The organism is Vibrio sp. A1-1 (genome assembly GCF_021728175.1).
In the GTDB taxonomy this organism is placed as follows: domain Bacteria; phylum Pseudomonadota; class Gammaproteobacteria; order Enterobacterales; family Vibrionaceae; genus Vibrio; species Vibrio diabolicus.
Genome location: NZ_JAKKCL010000002.1, coordinates 563,501 through 579,153 on the forward strand (window position 1 = coordinate 563,501; position 15,653 = coordinate 579,153).

16 protein-coding genes and 5 tRNA genes are annotated in these 15,653 nt (G+C 45.4%); 12 read left to right on the forward strand and 9 right to left on the reverse strand.

What is annotated here, in order from left to right; genetic code table 11:
- Window positions 1-22: 22 nt before the first annotated feature.
- A tRNA-Pro gene (locus L3V30_RS06605) sits at window positions 23-99 on the reverse strand.
- Between the two features lie 260 nt (window positions 100-359).
- Between L3V30_RS06605 and L3V30_RS06610 the strand changes: the two genes are divergently transcribed.
- The 3 genes from L3V30_RS06610 (at window position 360) to rluF (ending at window position 2,467) form a co-directional block, all read left to right on the forward strand.
- Window positions 360-500 (forward strand): DUF3149 domain-containing protein, encoded by a 141-nt coding sequence (locus L3V30_RS06610; RefSeq protein ID WP_005382236.1) that lies wholly within the window; start codon window positions 360-362, stop codon window positions 498-500.
- A 132-nt stretch (window positions 501-632) separates the two neighbouring features.
- Window positions 633-1,214, forward strand: a complete 582-nt coding sequence (gene smrA, locus L3V30_RS06615) for a DNA endonuclease SmrA (RefSeq protein WP_005393162.1) — start codon at window positions 633-635, stop codon at window positions 1,212-1,214.
- A 95-nt stretch (window positions 1,215-1,309) separates the two neighbouring features.
- Window positions 1,310-2,467 (forward strand): 23S rRNA pseudouridine(2604) synthase RluF, encoded by a 1,158-nt coding sequence (gene rluF, locus L3V30_RS06620; RefSeq protein ID WP_237308554.1) that lies wholly within the window; start codon window positions 1,310-1,312, stop codon window positions 2,465-2,467.
- Between the two features lie 64 nt (window positions 2,468-2,531).
- Here the strand turns inward: rluF and ybaK are convergent, their stop codons facing one another.
- The 8 genes from ybaK to hemA form a co-directional block, all read right to left on the reverse strand.
- Complete coding sequence (gene ybaK, locus L3V30_RS06625) at window positions 2,532-3,005, reverse strand: Cys-tRNA(Pro) deacylase (protein WP_237308555.1); 474 nt, start codon at window positions 3,003-3,005, stop codon at window positions 2,532-2,534.
- A gap of 102 nt (window positions 3,006-3,107) precedes the next feature.
- Window positions 3,108-4,790, reverse strand: a complete 1,683-nt coding sequence (gene ushA, locus L3V30_RS06630) for a bifunctional UDP-sugar hydrolase/5'-nucleotidase UshA (protein WP_237308556.1) — start codon at window positions 4,788-4,790, stop codon at window positions 3,108-3,110.
- 151 nt (window positions 4,791-4,941) lie between these two features.
- Window positions 4,942-5,793, reverse strand: coding sequence for a 3-deoxy-8-phosphooctulonate synthase (gene kdsA, locus L3V30_RS06635; protein ID WP_005384095.1), 852 nt, complete (start codon window positions 5,791-5,793; stop codon window positions 4,942-4,944).
- A 53-nt stretch (window positions 5,794-5,846) separates the two neighbouring features.
- Window positions 5,847-6,656: a SirB1 family protein gene (locus L3V30_RS06640; protein WP_005384098.1), complete on the reverse strand. Its 810-nt coding sequence runs from the start codon at window positions 6,654-6,656 to the stop codon at window positions 5,847-5,849.
- A 6-nt stretch (window positions 6,657-6,662) separates the two neighbouring features.
- Window positions 6,663-7,046, reverse strand: a complete 384-nt coding sequence (locus L3V30_RS06645; protein WP_005382225.1) for a SirB2 family protein — start codon at window positions 7,044-7,046, stop codon at window positions 6,663-6,665.
- A gap of 40 nt (window positions 7,047-7,086) precedes the next feature.
- The gene (gene prmC, locus L3V30_RS06650; RefSeq protein WP_046874291.1) at window positions 7,087-7,941 is read right to left on the reverse strand and encodes a peptide chain release factor N(5)-glutamine methyltransferase; all 855 of its coding nucleotides are present in this window, start codon (window positions 7,939-7,941) and stop codon (window positions 7,087-7,089) included.
- 3 nt (window positions 7,942-7,944) lie between these two features.
- Window positions 7,945-9,033: a peptide chain release factor 1 gene (gene prfA, locus L3V30_RS06655; RefSeq protein ID WP_006743330.1), complete on the reverse strand. Its 1,089-nt coding sequence runs from the start codon at window positions 9,031-9,033 to the stop codon at window positions 7,945-7,947.
- A gap of 29 nt (window positions 9,034-9,062) precedes the next feature.
- Window positions 9,063-10,319: a glutamyl-tRNA reductase gene (gene hemA, locus L3V30_RS06660; protein ID WP_237308557.1), complete on the reverse strand. Its 1,257-nt coding sequence runs from the start codon at window positions 10,317-10,319 to the stop codon at window positions 9,063-9,065.
- 161 nt (window positions 10,320-10,480) lie between these two features.
- Here hemA and lolB point away from each other — a divergent pair, with 161 nt between their 5' ends.
- The 9 genes from lolB to L3V30_RS06705 all read left to right on the forward strand — a co-directional run bounded on the left by lolB (window position 10,481) and on the right by L3V30_RS06705 (window position 15,524).
- Window positions 10,481-11,092 (forward strand): lipoprotein insertase outer membrane protein LolB, encoded by a 612-nt coding sequence (lolB, locus tag L3V30_RS06665; RefSeq protein ID WP_005393172.1) that lies wholly within the window; start codon window positions 10,481-10,483, stop codon window positions 11,090-11,092.
- Window positions 11,089-11,961, forward strand: coding sequence for a 4-(cytidine 5'-diphospho)-2-C-methyl-D-erythritol kinase (ispE, locus tag L3V30_RS06670; RefSeq protein ID WP_237308558.1), 873 nt, complete (start codon window positions 11,089-11,091; stop codon window positions 11,959-11,961). Before lolB ends, ispE begins: the two co-directional genes overlap by 4 nt.
- A gap of 27 nt (window positions 11,962-11,988) precedes the next feature.
- Window positions 11,989-12,933, forward strand: coding sequence for a ribose-phosphate pyrophosphokinase (locus L3V30_RS06675; RefSeq protein WP_005393176.1), 945 nt, complete (start codon window positions 11,989-11,991; stop codon window positions 12,931-12,933).
- A gap of 151 nt (window positions 12,934-13,084) precedes the next feature.
- On the forward strand, window positions 13,085-13,675 hold the full coding sequence (pth, locus tag L3V30_RS06680) for an aminoacyl-tRNA hydrolase (RefSeq protein ID WP_124008596.1): 591 nt from the start codon (window positions 13,085-13,087) through the stop codon (window positions 13,673-13,675).
- 10 nt (window positions 13,676-13,685) lie between these two features.
- Window positions 13,686-14,777, forward strand: a complete 1,092-nt coding sequence (gene ychF / locus L3V30_RS06685) for a redox-regulated ATPase YchF (RefSeq protein WP_237308559.1) — start codon at window positions 13,686-13,688, stop codon at window positions 14,775-14,777.
- 284 nt (window positions 14,778-15,061) lie between these two features.
- Window positions 15,062-15,138 (forward strand) — tRNA-Met (locus L3V30_RS06690).
- A gap of 40 nt (window positions 15,139-15,178) precedes the next feature.
- A tRNA-Leu gene (locus L3V30_RS06695) sits at window positions 15,179-15,263 on the forward strand.
- A 32-nt stretch (window positions 15,264-15,295) separates the two neighbouring features.
- Window positions 15,296-15,370 (forward strand) — tRNA-Gln (locus tag L3V30_RS06700).
- Window positions 15,371-15,447: 77 nt separating this feature from the next.
- A tRNA-Met gene (locus L3V30_RS06705) sits at window positions 15,448-15,524 on the forward strand.
- The last annotated feature ends 129 nt before the right edge of the window (window positions 15,525-15,653 follow it).

The following is a 15,653-nucleotide window of genomic DNA, read 5'->3' on the forward strand; positions in this document are numbered from 1 at the left end:
CTGTAGAGCCTTTTTCTCAATATGGTCGGTGAAGAGGGATTCGAACCCCCGACCCTCTGGTCCCAAACCAGATGCGCTACCAAACTGCGCTATTCACCGAGATGTTTAACTGAGGACTTATCCCCGTCAACGAATGCGTATATTACGGATTCTGAACTATGACGCAAGTGCTTTTTACAAAAAAACCTTAGGTCTTAATTCGTTTGATGAATAACTGAACACTAGCACGTAAAATGTGACTGATAACTCACAACAAAATACAGTTTATTAACCTTAGCAACATAATTGATCCAGATCAGTGTGCAACAAGGCACTGCCATTTAGTTTTATGCCTGTCGGGAACATCTTGGAGGAAACGTATGGACTTTTGGCTTGATCTCCTATTTGGTAATGCGGTGGGTCTATCGTCAATGATAGTAATCTTTGGGGCAATTGGTCTGATGTTATTTTACGGCGGTTTCTTCATATACAAGATCATGAACGACAAATCTCCTCACTAGATCTCGCTTAGCTCTAGAAACGCTTTGCACCGGAGTCGGTTACTTGCCTACTCCGGTTTTTTATTTGATCTCAATGCACCACTCATTGATATAATCCTATTATTCCTCCCTGTTCTTAATGAGATTACTACTATGTCTCACGATGACGATTTTGATCTGTTCCAACAGATGATGGGCGATGTAAAGCCGATCACTCAAGACACCGCCGAACACAAAAAAGTACACCAAGTAACCGAAGCGCAGCTCGCCAAGAGAGAAGCGGCAATCTGGCTAACAGAAGATGACCCAGAATACCTGTCACTTGATCACGCAGAAATGCTGAAACCAGAGGACTTTGTTGAGTTTAAACGTGATGGCGTACAAGACGGGGTTTACCGGAAGCTTCGTCTTGGCAAATATCCAATCCAAGCACGCCTAGATCTGCATCGTAAAACATTGAAAGAAGCTCGTGATGAAGTCGTAAAGTTTTTAAAACAGTGCCTATCAATGGACATACGAACGGTCGTTATTGTCCACGGCCGAGGAGAACGCTCAAATCCACCAGCACTAATGAAAAGCTTTGTTAGCAGCTGGCTACAACAAATCAGGGAAGTTCAGTGCGTGCATAGTGCGCAACGCTTTCACGGTGGAACCGGAGCCGTTTACGTTCTACTTAGAAAAAGTGCGGAAAAGAAATTAGAAACTCGCGAACGTCACCAAAAACGGTTGGGCTAAATTTCACCCTAATGCTAGAATGCCCGCCCTTATTCTTCCTTCCCTTTCACGGGAAGGAAACTTCATTCGCCGTTGTGAAACGTTAGGAGACAAAAATGTCACAAGACAACGCTAAACGATTAAATAAATTCATCAGTGAAACTGGCTTTTGTTCACGCCGTGAGGCAGACAGACTAATTGAACAAGGTCGTGTCACCATTAATGGAAACAAGCCTGAAATGGGTACAAAAGTGCTACCTGGTGATGATGTTTGTGTGGATGGTAAGCCAGTTGCAGCAAAAGAGAAGCCGATTTATATCGCTCTCAATAAACCAACAGGCATCACCTGTACAACAGAACGAGATGTACCTGGAAACATCGTTGATTTTATCGGTCACAAAAAACGTATCTTTCCGATCGGCCGCTTGGATAAACCCTCTGATGGTCTGATTTTTTTGACCAACGATGGCGACATCGTTAACAAAATCCTCCGTGCTGGCAACAGCCACGAAAAAGAGTACGTTGTGCGCGTGGACAAACCGATTACAGGTGAGTTTCTCAAACAGATGTCGAGCGGCGTTAAAATTCTCGATACCGTCACTCTACCTTGTAAGGTAACGAAAGAGACTAAGTTCTCTTTCCGTATTGTGCTCACTCAAGGACTTAACCGCCAAATCCGTCGTATGTGTGAAGCACTAGGTTACGAAGTCTTTAAGCTTCGTCGTGTTCGAATCATGAATATCTCTCTTGACGGTATTCCGAACGGAAAATGGCGTTACTTAACTGACGATGAAGTCGCTGAGATTCTTGCTATGTGCGATGGTTCGGTGGGTACAGAAGAGGCATCAAAAACAGACTCTAGAGGTCGTAATATTCGTAAAGCGACTGATGCGAAGCTGTTTGATAGCCGTGAAGAAAATCAAGACTCTACTGCTCGTCGTAACCAGAAGACAAGAACTTTCCGTGGTAACAATGCTGATGAATTCCGTCATGCACCAAACTCGAAAAAAGGTCAACAAAAGCGTCGTCAGCGTGACGATGAAGGCGGACGTCCAGCTAAAGAACATTACAAAGTGAAACCACAAGGTGAACGTAGCAGACCGCAAGGCGAGCATGGAAAATCGCACCGTAAACCAGATGCATCGAGCAATAAGCACTCAGTAAACAAGCCTCAATCACCGAGTAAGCCTAAGCAGCATTACATGAACCCAAATGCCGCGAAGCCAAGCAAACCAGCTCAACGCACCGGTGGTACATTGAGTCTGAAGAAGTAACGCTTCACTAACAGGCAAGATCAAAAAAGGACGCTCATGAGCGTCCTTTTTATTTGTCATGAGTTTACAAACAAAGAGGTGCAAACTGACCACGAGTTAATCCAAGCAAATCTCTCGGGGCGAGTTCAATCTCTAATCCTCTCTTCCCTGCGCTTACACAGATTGTGTCTTGCTCTGCTGCGCTTTCGTGCAAAAAAGTAGGTAAGGCTTTCTTCTGCCCCAGTGGGCTAATCCCACCAACAACATAACCTGTGATCTTTTGCGCGATTTCCGGATCAGCCATATCGGCCTTTTTGCCCTTCGCTGCTTTCGCTGCCAGTTTTAGGTTCAGCTTTTGATCAACAGGGATAATCGCGACCGCAAGGTTCTTTGGCTCGCCGTTCAAGCAGAACAGCAAGGTTTTAAATACTGTTTTCGGATCCTGCCCCAGTACTTCAGCAGCCTCTAAGCCATAACTATCGGCTCTAGGGTCGTGCTCATACTGATGAATCGTGTGTGGAATTTTTTTCTTTTTCGCAAGATTAATGGCCGGAGTCATCAAGATTCTCCTCATAAAAACAAAAAGCGCAGATTGAATCGGATCTGCGCTTTTAGTTAATGATATCAGCGAGTTTGAGTCAATCGCTTTTTCTCTGTTGGGTTACTGATCAATCGCCGTATCAACTAAATACGTGATTTCACCTGAAGGGGCATACTCATTAACATCAATAGGGCTGTGTGTTTCTAAATAATCCTTCAAAACCTCAGCATCGGTAAAACCTGTATTTACATACCCTGGATGATCGTCGATTTTAGGGTAACCATCACCACCAGCAGCATTATAGCTTGGTACGGTAAATCGGTAATTACCATCTAAGCGAAGTTGCTTATTACCAATGAACACATTGGTTACCTCACCATTATTGATACTCATCGCAATACCCGCAAACTGCGCGTAAGCTCCAGAGTCGACAGGCTTAGTTGCAACGACATTTAGGTAATCCAATACTTCTTTGCCCGTCATATCAACGTAAGAGACCATATTGCCAAATGGCTGAACAGTCAGCACATCTTTGTAGGTAATGTCACCTGCTGCAATCGAATCGCGAACGCCGCCAGAATTCATTACGGCGAAATCTGCTTTTGCACGTTCCATATGAGCCGTTGCAATTAATCGACCTAAGTTTGTTTGCTGGTAACGCACCACACTGCGGTCACCCTCAAGCTTACCGTTAGATTCTGCAATCTTCACGTTTAGCTTGCCCTGACCTTTTTCTTGATAAGGACGAAGAAACTCAAGCATCGCTTCGTCTTGTTCAATCTCTTCTTGGATCAAAACTCGTTGCGACTGACTATCAACTTTAATTTTCTTTTTCAAGTTTACTGGGATCAGATCGTAGCTCACCATCGAGAGTTCACCATTACGAAACTCGTAATCGGCGCGTCCCACATATTTCCCCCACTCATGTGCCTGAACAATATAAGCACCATTTTGTTGATCAGGCTGACATTCATCACCCGGTTTAAAGCTCTTTTTGATGACGTTTGGACCTTCCATACAAACCGGCTCTTGTGAGTGACCACCGACAATCATATCCAGATCACCTTCATTCAAATAACGAGCTAACGCTACATCACCAGGTGCATTGATGCCTCTATTGCCATTCTCATAGTGTCCCATATGTGTGACAGCAAAAATAAGGTCTGGGTACTCTGTTTCTTTCAGCTCAGCAATTAGATTCTTGGCTTCTTCTTTTGGGTCACGGAAGTCAATTTGTTCAATGAATTCAGGGTTGCCAAGTTTCGCTGTGTCTTCGGTTGTAAGACCAATGACCGCAATTTTAATGCCCTGCTTTTTAAACATCGCGTATGGTTGGAATAAACGCTTGCCAGTACTTTTATCGTAAATATTGGCAGACAACATCGGAAAGTTTGCCCACTCTTGCTGCTTGAATAGCACGTCCAATGGATTATCAAACTCATGATTACCCAGAGCCATCGCATCGTAACCAATTTTGCTCATGCCTTTAAAATCCGGCTCGGCATCTTGTAAATCAGACTCAGGCACTCCAGTGTTGATATCACCACCAGAAAGCAGTAACACACTGCCCCCCTCTGCTTGTATTTCTTCACGCAAATCATCTATTAACGTTTTACGTGCCGCCATACCGTACTCGCCGTATCGATTTTGCCAAAAACGACCGTGATGATCGTTAGTGTGTAGCACGGTCAATTTATAGGTTGTATCGGCATTCCATTCTGGTGCAGGTTGCGTAGCACACCCAGCTAACGAGGCCAAAATAGCGGCACTCAACGCAGTTTTAATAATCAGACGCTGCTTCATTTATTTACCTTTTTTCTTATTGGGAGTCACTGATGCACATTCCCAGCGGCCTAGAGCCTTTACAGCAAGAAGCTGAGAATGATGCGCCATCTGATAAAAAAATAGCCAACACGAGGTTGGCTATTGCATTTGATCACCAGTCATCTGGCGTTTACTTGATATCGATATCTGCAAAGCTCTTGATCAGATCATCAAGAGATTTCATTTGCGCTAGGAACGGTTCTAACTTGTCTAGCGGCAGTGCAGATGGGCCATCACAGCGTGCTTGGTCTGGGTTTGGATGCGCCTCGATAAATAGACCTGCAATGCCTGTTGCTAGACCCGCTTTCGCAAGTTCAACTGTTTGCTCACGACGACCGCCAGATGCCGCACCTGACGGATCACGCATCTGTAGTGAGTGCGTTACGTCAAAGATGATTGGGCTGCCTTTCGACGCATTTTTCATCACACCAAAGCCAAGCATGTCTACGACTAGGTTATCGTAACCGTGGCAAGAGCCGCGCTCACATAAGATGATCTTGTCGTTACCGCATTCCGCGAACTTCTCAACGATGTTACCCACTTGACCTGGGCTCATAAATTGAGGTTTCTTCACGTTGATAACCGCACCTGTTTTTGCCATTGCTTCAACAAGGTCAGTTTGACGAGCTAGGAATGCAGGAAGCTGAATAACGTCTACCACGTCAGCGACAGGTTGAGCTTGCGCTTCAGTGTGAACGTCAGTGATGATCTTCACACCAAATGTGTCTTTTAGCTCTTGGAAGATTTTCATACCTTCTTCAAGGCCTGGGCCACGGTATGAATGAACAGAACTGCGGTTTGCTTTGTCAAACGACGCCTTAAATACGTAAGGAATGCCAAGTTTTTCCGTTACTTTTACGTAGTGCTCACAGATCTGCATCGCAAGATCACGAGACTCAAGAACGTTCATGCCTGCAAATAGGGTGAATGGCTTGTCGTTAGCAACCTGAATGTCGCCGATATTAACGATTTTCTGTTCCATTTTGATTCTCTTTTTCTGTCCACGATACGCCACAGTTCGGCACATCGATAAAATTAGTGAAGTGTGACGTGCGTTTCACTCATCACATTAACTTGTGATTTTAGTAGCTCAGAAGCCGGATCGTCAGGGCATTGGTCAATAAAGTACTGAAAATCTGACACCGCCACTTGAGGGCACTCTAGCTGTTGGAAGATAAAACCACGATCACGAATCTCGTATGGGTCATCTGGCACAAAGGTTAACGCAAGGTTCGTACAACGCAACGCCAGCGTGTAGTGCTCTTCACGTAACATCGCGCTTTTGATCAACGCTAACCAGCGACCAATAATGGTTGGATTGTCAGCTTCTTCAAAGTGTTCTGGCTTTAACTGAGCCAACGGTCCTTCTTGGCCAATAAGCCAAGCTTGGAGAATTCTTTCCCCCACATACTCACCATTAAATGGGTTAATGTAGTCTGGCTTTTTATGCATCCAATCGACTTTTAGCAGAAACTGAGTAGGGAAAGTGACTCCCTTCAACGGGAAACCCAGCTTTTTGCCTAGATATAATAAAATCGAACCTAAACTAACCGGAATACCTTTTCGGCGCTCCAACACTTTATCGATAAAGCTGTTGTCCGAAATAAAGTATTCCTGCTCGTCGCCTTTGAATCCCCACTCATGGAAAAACAGTCGTAGGAATGCATCAAATCGTTGCTCTTCATCGGTTTCATGGACAAGCGTGGCTTCTGCATCTTTGTAAAGACGCTCTAACTCTTGTTTCGCCCAATGTACTTTGGTTTCTGGGTTGATCGCTTTGTTTAGCTCAAGCGCACCTTCCACCAACGGTATATTGTCAAAATCTTCGTCAAAAAACTCTAACATGACGTCTTATCCAAATAACGTAGGGCTCTTAGACACAGCAATATTCGCAGCCATGACCAACCAACCTAATGCGCCGAAAAAGCCAAATATCTTCAGTAGGTTGTTTTTCGCAAGCTTCAACGAGAAGAAACCGAGTGCAATGTACGCCAGTACGCAGGTGATTTTGTTTGTTAACCACGGTGCGGCATCAGTAAACGGGATGAAACCAGTAATGAAAATAAGCGCGATACCTGACACTAGCAATGCAGTATCAACGATGTGGGGAAACACTTTCAAAAAGCGATTATTTCGCTTCGGTGAGTTCATCATCATTAACACGAATCGGATCGATAATAGTGTCGCGCTGAGCGCAATCGTCACTAAGTGTATGTGTTTTAGAGCTACGTACATTTTTCTTCTCTTTTTAGTTAGTGTTTGCTGACTTCCGTGATTAACAGGCAAAACAACCGAGCGTTACTCGATCGTTACCGCCGTAATCTTTTTCCGTGGCAACTTGTTGGTAACCAAAACCACGCATTATCTCACGTACGGCATCACCCTGATCATAACCATGTTCGAATGCCAGCCAACCGCCCACTTCAAGATACTGACGAGCAAGATCCGAGATATGGCGGATATCGGCTAAACCATTCTCCTTAGCAACTAATGCTGATTTTGGCTCAAAGCGCACATCACCTTGGGATAAATGTGGATCTTTTTCATCAATATACGGCGGATTGGAGACAATTAAAGCAAACTTCGTACCCTCTGCAATAGGCTCGAACCAACTGCCTTGAGCAAAGGTCACATTTTTGATGTTTAGCTGCTCAGCATTGTACTCTGCAAGTGCTTTCGCTTCTTGCTTGAGATCTACGCCCATCACTTGACGTGTTGGCATTTCAGATGCGAGTGCGATAGCAATTGCCCCCGTCCCCGTTCCAAGATCTAAAATAGGTCCTGTTTGCTCATAGGTCTTATCGAGTGCAACTTCGACCAAACGTTCTGTATCCGGTCTTGGGATCAAGGTAGAGGGAGAAACTTTGAACGGTAGAGACCAAAACTCTCGCTCACCAATAATATAAGCGACGGGTTCACCAGCTAAACGTCGTTCAAGTAGAGCGTCGAATTTTGCTTGTTGCTCTGCTTCTAATGCTTTTTCTGGCCAGGTCAGTAGATAAGTTCGTGGTTTGCCAAGGACATGGCAGAGGAGTACAGCTGCATCGAGAGAAGGCGACTCTTTGCCGCCTTCTGCCAGTTTCGCCGTCGCACTTTTCAGTGCTTGCTCAATTGATTGAACTTGGCTCATCGATTAGCCGTTCTCTGCGAGCGCCGCAAGTTGGTCTGCTTGGTGCTCTTGAATCACAGGATCAATCAAGCTCTGCAGGTCACCTTCCATCACTTCGTTCAAACGGTAGATGGTTAGGTTGATGCGGTGATCAGACACACGACCTTGTGGGTAGTTGTAGGTACGAATACGGTCACTACGGTCACCAGAACCTAGAAGGTTACGACGTGTATCAGACACTTCTGCAGCACGACGCTCTTCTTCCGCTTGAACGATACGAGCAGCAAGAACCGCCATCGCTTTCGCTTTGTTCTTGTGCTGTGAACGCTCGTCCTGACACTCTACTACCGTACCCGTTGGTAAGTGGGTAATACGGATTGCAGAATCCGTGGTGTTAACGTGCTGACCACCCGCGCCAGATGCACGGAACGTATCGATTTTCAGGTCTGCCGCTTTGATTTCTGGCAGATCCGCTTCTGGGATTTCCGCCATCACCGCTACGGTACATGCAGAAGTATGCACACGGCCTTGGGATTCAGTTGCAGGAACACGCTGTACACGGTGACCGCCAGACTCAAACTTCAGTACGCCGTACGCACCGTCGCCGCTCACTTTTGCGATCATCTCTTTGTAACCACCGTGTTCAGCTTCGTTTGAAGACATCACTTCGATGCGCCAGCCACGCTTTTCTGCGTACTTGCTGTACATACGGAATAAGTCACCCGCGAAAATACCCGCTTCGTCGCCACCCGCACCTGCGCGAATTTCTAGAAAACAGTTACGATCATCGTTCGGATCTTTTGGCAGAAGAAGAATCTGTAGCTCATCAGTAAGACGCTCAATAGTCGCTTTCGCTTCTTTGATTTCTTCTTGCGCCATTTCACGCATTTCTTCGTCGTCTTCGTTTGCCATCTCTTCAGCGGCGACAAGATCTTCTTGCGCTTGTTGATAAGCTTGGAAGCACTTGGTTACTTCTTCTAGCTGAGAGTACTCTCTTGATAGAGCACGGAATTTGTCCTGATCTCCAATAACATCAGGATCACCAAGAAGATGTTGAACTTCTTCGTAACGTTCTACTAGCGTTTCTAGCTTAGTCAGAATAGAGGCTTTCATAGTGTCGTTTTCTTAATAAAAAGCGTGAGTTATAGATCATCCAAGCCAAGTGTTTGGCGGATAATCGTTAATTTTGCTGGTTCGCCTTGCTCTGCTGCACTTTGCAATGCGCGAGTTGGAGCGTGAATCAGTTTGTTGGTGAGTTTATTACTCAGCTCGCGCAGCACTTTCTCCGGATCTGCGCCTGCCGCTAAAGATTGCAAACTTTTGCTCAGTAACTCTTCACGAATTTCGTTGGCTGATTTGCGATAGTCGCGAATACTATCGACGGCTTGCAGTGAACGCAACCATGTCATAAACGCAGCGCTTTCTTCACTAACAATCGCTTCAGCTTGAATCGCTTCGACTTTACGCTGCTCAATGTTGCTGTCGATGATAGATTGCAAGTCATCAACCGAATACAAATATGCGTCGTTCAGTTCACCGACTTCCGACTCTACATCTCGCGGCACCGCAATATCGACTAACAAGATAGGTTGATGTCGGCGCTGCTTCAGAGCCGTTTCGACCATACCTTTGCCAATAATAGGCAATGGGCTCGCCGTTGAGCTAATCACGATATCCGCTTTCGCCAAATGTTCAGGAATTTCGTTCAAACTGATCACTTCTGCGCCAAATTGATCCGCTAAGCCTTGCGCACGCTCTTTAGTGCGGTTCGCGACAATCATTTTTGTGCAGCCGTTGGATGCTAAATGCTTCGCGACCAGTTCAATCGTCTCTCCCGCACCAACCAAAAGCACGGTTGAATCAGATAACGACTCAAAAATATGTTTTGCCAATGTACATGCGGCATAAGCCACGGACACAGCATTACCGCCGATATCTGTTTCTGTTCTCACACGCTTGGCGACTGAGAACGTCTTTTGAAACAGTTTATCAATTGAAGCATCGACGGCTTGATGATCTCGCGAGTCAGAAAATGCTTGCTTTACCTGCCCCAAAATTTGAGGCTCACCCAACACCAGAGAGTCAAGGCCGCACGATACGCGCATCAAATGCTTTATTGCAGCTTGTTCTTCATGCACATACAAACTCGGCATTAAATCTTCGCGGCTCACTTGATGAAATTGAGCAAGCCAATCGATCAACTTATTTCGCGCTCCTTGCTTAACATCGCAGTACAACTCAGTTCGGTTACAGGTTGAAACAATCACACTGCCGTTAACCGCTTCGTGCTCTCTAAGATGCTCGAGTGCAGGGCCGAGTTTATCCGGACCAAACGCCACCTTCTCTCGCAAGTCGACAGACGCTGTATTGTGATTGATTCCAATAGCAAGCAAGGACATCTAACGTGGTATCTCTGGGATAGGTTATAAAATAGGTCCAGAATTTTACTGTAAGCACGCATTTATTGAAAGGGTAAGCCGGATTTGTTTTCCTAACTGCGACTTTTCAATGCTATAGTTGTGAGCGATTCCCGACGAAACTGATTAATAAGCCATCAAACATGACGTTACGCTCCTTTATTCTTTTTTTCTTGTCGAGCTTACTGCTCGCTGGTTGTTCCTCCGTTCCTGAAAGTGTTACCAGCGTTGAATGGCAAGCTCATGAGCAACGACTCGAGACCATCCAAGATTTTCAAGCAACGGGAAAACTTGGTTATATTGGCCCAGACCAAAGACAAAATTTAAATTTCTACTGGAAACATTCTTCAGCACTAAGCCAGTTGCGTTTAACTACGATTCTCGGACAAACGGCATTAAAGCTCACCATCACCCCACAAGGTGCCACAGTAGAAACTTACGACGATCAGGTCCTTTCCTCTCGCAGTGCAAACCAGCTAATTTACCGTCTTACGGGGTTAATGATGCCCGTTGAACACATGCCTGACTGGCTATTAGGCCTACCGACCGATGCCGACAAATTCCAATTGTCCCCAACTAATACACTGCAAGCGTTAAACAAACAAATTGGTTTAAATGATTGGCGTATTGCTTATCAACGGTATGGCGATGTTCAATGGCATGAGCAGTCTCTACCACTGCCAAATAAGCTGAAACTCACCACTGCTGACGTCAAAATAAATCTAGTGATCACAAAATGGAACATCACCCAATGATCGAACTTTCAACCCGCTGGCCATCACCAGCGAAATTGAATCTCTTTCTATACATCAACGGTCGCACAGAAAATGGCTACCACGAGTTACAAACCTTATTCCAATTCGTCGATCACGGCGATGAGCTCACCATTCAAGCAAACCATTCTGGTGATATTACGATTTCTCCAGATATAGAAGGTGTGCCTCTTCAAGACAACCTAATATGGAAAGCAGCAACCGCGCTTCAAGCTTACTCAAACTGCACTTTTGGCGCGCATATTGAGCTACAGAAAGTGCTGCCTATGGGTGGGGGCATTGGTGGGGGCTCATCGAATGCAGCTACAGCACTAGTGGCACTGAACTACTTGTGGCAACTGAATCTAACTGACGATGAACTGGCTGAAATTGGTTTAAAGTTGGGCGCAGACGTGCCCGTATTTGTGCGCGGATTTGCAGCTTTCGCTGAAGGTGTTGGCGAGAAACTCTCCCCCGCTTATCCAGAAGAAAAGTGGTATTTAGTCGTCAGACCGAATGTTTCTATCGCAACCGTCGACGTTTTTTGTCATCCAGATCTAACGCGAAACACCCCAAAACGAGATCTAGAAACACTTTTAAATACGCCAAGCGTAAACGATTGCGAAAAAATTGTACGAATGCTCTACCCAGAGGTTGATAAGCAACTTTCTTGGCTGCTACAATACGCGCCGTCAAGATTGACGGGGACAGGATCTTGCGTTTTTGCTGAATTTTCGAGCAAATCTGAAGCAGAAACTATCCTTGCACAACTCTCTGATAAAGTCTCGGCATTTGTCGCTCAAGGGCGCAATATTTCGCCATTAAAAGAGACTTTGGCTGAATACCAATCAGCCTCACACCGACCTATTTAAACTGGACGCAAACCCGAGGTTTCCACCGTGCCTGATATGAAGCTATTTGCTGGTAACGCAACACCTGAACTAGCCCAACGTATTGCTGATCGTCTTTACATCTCTCTTGGTGATGCATCTGTTTCTCGCTTTTCTGATGGCGAAGTTGCAGTTCAAATCAATGAGAATGTTCGTGGTAGCGATGTTTTCATCATTCAATCCACTTGTGCACCGACTAACGACAACCTAATGGAATTGGTTGTTATGATTGATGCAATGCGCCGTGCTTCAGCAGGCCGTATCACTGCAGTTATCCCTTACTTCGGCTACGCTCGCCAAGACCGTCGTGTACGTTCTGCGCGTGTGCCAATTACTGCAAAAGTTGTTGCTGATTTCCTATCTAACGTTGGTGTTGACCGCGTTCTAACTATCGACCTACACGCAGAGCAAATTCAAGGCTTCTTCGATGTACCTGTAGACAACATCTTCGGCACGCCAGTGCTACTTGAAGATATGCAGGCTCGCGGTCTAGATAACCCTGTTGTGGTATCTCCTGACCTAGGTGGCGTTGTTCGTGCTCGCGCAACAGCAAAAGCACTAGGCGACATCGACATCGCAATCGTAGATAAGCGTCGTCCACGTGCAAACGTTTCTGAAGTAATGAACCTAATCGGTGATGTTGAAGGTCGTGACTGTGTGATCGTTGATGACATGATCGACACAGGTGGCACACTATGTAAAGCAGCTGAAGCACTAAAAGAGCGCGGTGCTAAGCGTGTATTCGCTTACGCTACTCACGCTGTATTCTCAGGCAACGCTGCGGACAACATCAAGAACTCAGTTCTTGACCAAGTTATCGTAACTGACTCTATCTCTCTATCTAAAGAGATGGCTGCAACAGGCAAAGTGACAACACTAAGCCTATCTCGCATGCTAGCTGAAGCGATTCGTCGTATCAGCAACGAAGAGTCAATCTCTGCAATGTTCAACTAATCCGAACATTTCAGTTACACTGATTTCAAAAGCACCCCTCTTTGGGGTGTTTTTTTATTTGTACTGATAACCAGAAAATCCCTTGGTCGCCCACTGCGAGAATTCTGTGCTATCATACTGCGCTTTTTGAGATTCCAGAGAGATCCTAACCTTGAGTCAACAAATCAAACTTCTTGTTGGTCTTGCTAATCCAGGACCAGAATACGCCAAAACTCGTCACAATGCGGGCGCTTGGGTTGTAGAAGAATTAGCACGCGTTCACAACGTTACACTGAAGAACGAACCAAAGTTTTTTGGTCTAACAGGACGCATTATGGTCAATGGCCAGGATCTCCGTTTGCTTATCCCAACCACCTTCATGAATCTATCAGGTAAATCGATCGCAGCGCTTGCGAAATTTTATCAAATTAAACCTGAAGAGATCATGGTTGCTCATGACGAGCTAGACTTACCGCCAGGTGTCGCTAAGTTTAAAAAAGGTGGGGGTCACGGTGGACACAACGGTCTGCGTGACACCATTAGCAAACTGGGCAATAACAAAGATTTTTATCGTCTTCGCATTGGCATTGGTCATCCGGGACACAAAGATAAAGTGGCGGGTTTTGTATTAGGTAAAGCGCCAGCTAAAGAGCAAGAGCTTTTAGATGCAGCAGCTGATGAGGCTGTTCGTTGTCTAGATATCCTGATTAAGGATGGCCTATCTAAAGCACAAAATCGCCTCCACACGTTCAAAGCTGAATAAGGTTACTATCATGGGTTTTAAATGTGGCATCGTTGGTCTACCTAACGTAGGTAAATCAACTCTGTTCAACGCACTAACTAAAGCGGGTATCGAAGCAGCAAACTTCCCGTTCTGTACCATTGAACCAAACACTGGTGTGGTTCCTGTGCCAGATCTACGTCTAGACGCACTAGCTAAGATCGTTAACCCACAGAGAGTTCTTCCAACGACGATGGAGTTCGTGGACATCGCTGGTCTTGTTGCTGGTGCATCACGTGGTGAAGGTTTAGGTAACAAATTCCTAGCTAACATCCGTGAAACAGACGCGATTGGCCACGTTGTACGTTGTTTTGAAAACGAAAACATTGTTCATGTTTCAGGTAAAGTTTCACCTATCGAAGATATCGAAGTGATCAACCTTGAACTTGCAATGGCTGACCTTGATTCTTGTGAGCGCGCGATTCAACGTAACGCGAAGAAGGCAAAAGGCGGCGATAAAGACGCAAAATTTGAACTAACAGTACTAGAAAAACTGTTACCAGTACTAACTGAAGGCGGCATGGCGCGCACAGTTGAGCTATCTAAAGAAGAGTTAGCAGCAATCGGCTACCTAAACTTCCTTACACTGAAGCCAACTATGTACATTGCAAACGTAAACGAAGATGGTTTCGAAAATAACCCATATCTAGATGCGGTTCGCGAGTTCGCAGAAAAAGAAAACAACGTCGTTGTACCTGTATGTGCAGCTATCGAATCTGAACTATCTGAACTAGAAGATGAAGATCGCGAAGAATTCCTAGCGGATATGGGGATCGAAGAACCGGGGCTGAACCGTGTAATTCGCTCTGGTTACGAGCTACTGACTCTACACACCTACTTCACGGCGGGTGTTAAAGAAGTACGTGCGTGGACAATCCCTGTTGGTTCAACTGCGCCTCAGGCGGCAGGTAAGATCCACACTGACTTCGAGAAAGGCTTTATTCGTGCAGAAGTAGTCGGTTACGACGATTTCATCCAATTCAATGGTGAAAATGGCGCAAAAGACGCAGGTAAATGGCGTCTAGAAGGTAAAGACTACATCGTAAAAGATGGTGATGTTGTACACTTCCGCTTCAATGTTTAATTAAATGAATGAGTTTTAAACACTTCATTTACACTAAAAGCCAGCTGCTAAGCTGGCTTTTTTAATACCTTAAGTAAATGAGCAAAAATAAATTACCTAACTGCAAGCTAATTTATTTCCAGTTTTAGATCATAAACACGCCTCTTTGTTTAAAAAGGAAGCGAACGAGGTTTTTTCCGAAATTTATTAAAAAAAACTGTTGACGGATCTCACTCAACTTCGCATAATGCGCGCCGTTCCCAACGACAAGGCAACAAAGCGTTGAGAGCAAAAAATATGGTTTTGGCTACGTAGCTCAGCTGGTTAGAGCACATCACTCATAATGATGGGGTCACAGGTTCGAATCCCGTCGTAGCCACCATTCCTAAGTGTTCTTTTTATCAGAGCAATTAGGAATAGATGCGGAAGTGGCGGAATTGGTAGACGCACCAGATTTAGGTTCTGGCGCCGCAAGGTGTGAGAGTTCAAGTCTCTCCTTCCGCACCATATTTTAAATAGTCATTGTGACTATTGCCTACAGGTCTATCGCCAAGCGGTAAGGCAGCGGCTTTTGATGCCGCCATTCCCTGGTTCGAATCCAGGTAGACCTGCCATTATTCAAGTGAGATTCCTTTATAAAAGGGGTTGTCACTGAGAGCGTGAAGGTTTATATTGTCTCGCTCCAAAAGATGGCTACGTAGCTCAGCTGGTTAGAGCACATCACTCATAATGATGGGGTCACAGGTTCGAATCCCGTCGTAGCCACCATGAACAACGTTATTTAGGTTTTTACCAATTACCTTGATAACTACAGAATAAGTTGCGGAAGTGGCGGAATTGGTAGACGCACCAGATTTAGGTTCTGGCGCCGCAAGGTGTGAGAGTTCAAGTCTCTCC